The organism is Microcystis sp. M53603_WE2, assembly GCF_030065435.1.
Genome location: NZ_JASJFF010001043.1, coordinates 1 through 1,452, shown reverse-complemented (window position 1 = coordinate 1,452; position 1,452 = coordinate 1). Strand labels below are relative to the sequence as shown.

Here is a 1,452-nt window from a genome sequence, read left to right as displayed (position 1 = left end):
GCAACAACGTTATTTAATTCAAAGGGAGCAAAACCGATTTCAATTATCATCTATTTTTAAAGAGTATATCAAAAGCGATCGCTTTACCCAAATATGACTATAAGAGTTTGCTACCCCTAAATTCCCCTTAAAAAGGGGTACTTAAAGCCGAAAAAAGGGGCTTTGCGCCCCCTAAAAATCTTTAGTCAACGGATTAAAAATCTACACCAGACTATAGACAATTACTAAACCCAAAACTGCGGCAAAGACAATTAAAGCGTAGAATTGGGCGCGACCATTTTCGAGGTATTTAAGACCTTCACCACTGACAAGAGTAGCTAAACCAGTTAAATTCACCGCCCCATCGATAACGCGATAATCCACCTCCATAATTTGCCGTGCGAGACGACGACAACCCTGGACAAAAACTCGATCATAGAGATTATCAATGTACCATTTGTTCAGGGAAAAACGATACAAAACGGGGAATTTTTCGACAATAGTTGCGGGGTCAATTTTCTTCTGGAGATACATCAAAGAAGCGACAGTAATCCCGATTAAAGCAATCCCCACCGAATTACCCGCCATAATCAGAAACTCTGTCCAATCAAAAGCATGAACTTCTTCCACTACTTCGTTAGGAACATGAATAAAACCCTCGAAGAAATTCTGCCAAGGTTTACCCACCAAACCGATTAACAAAGAGGGAACCGCCAAAATCATGAGAGGTAAAGTCATAGTAATTGGCGATTCGTGGGGTTCATGGGCATGATGGCCGTGGTTGTCTTCTTCCTGTGCTTCCGAGTCTAATTGCTTAACATTCATTGCCCCCGGTCCAAAAGCCGGAATCGCGCCCGCGTTGGCTAACAGTCGGCGTTTAATCTCCTTATTAGTGCCTCTAAACTCCCCTTCAAAAGTGTTAAAGTACATCCGGAACATATAAAAAGCTGTTAAACCCGCAGTCCCCCAACCGATTAACCATAAAGCTGGGTTCGCCTCAAAAGCTAAACCGAGAATTTCATCCTTCGACCAGAAACCAGCGAAAGGAGGAATCCCACAGATGGCCAGAGTTCCCACCAAGAAAGTTAGGGCAGTAATGGGCATATACTTGCGTAAACCGCCCATCATCCGCATATCTTGCGCTAAAACTGGCTCATGACCGACCACATCCTCCATACCGTGGATGACCGAACCAGAACCGAGGAACAACATCGCTTTAAAATAAGCGTGGGTCATCAGGTGGAATAACCCCGCACTATAAGCACCAATACCCATAGCCATAACCATATAACCCAATTGGGAGATGGTGGAATAGGCTAAACCCTTTTTGATATCATTCTGGGTGAGGGCGATACTTGCCCCTAGGAAGGCAGTAAAGGCCGCCGTCCAAGCAATTACCGTCATCGCCGTGGGAATTGGCTCAAAAACGGGATACATCCGAGCAATCAGGAAAACTCCAGCGGCCACCATAGT

General features: G+C 44.8%; 1 protein-coding gene. It reads right to left on the bottom strand.

Going from position 1 to position 1,452, the window contains the following annotated elements:
• Window positions 1-201 precede the first annotated feature (201 nt).
• A partial coding sequence (locus PX481_RS21980) for a proton-conducting transporter transmembrane domain-containing protein (RefSeq protein WP_288095972.1) occupies window positions 202-1,452 on the bottom strand: 1,251 nt, incomplete at its 5' end.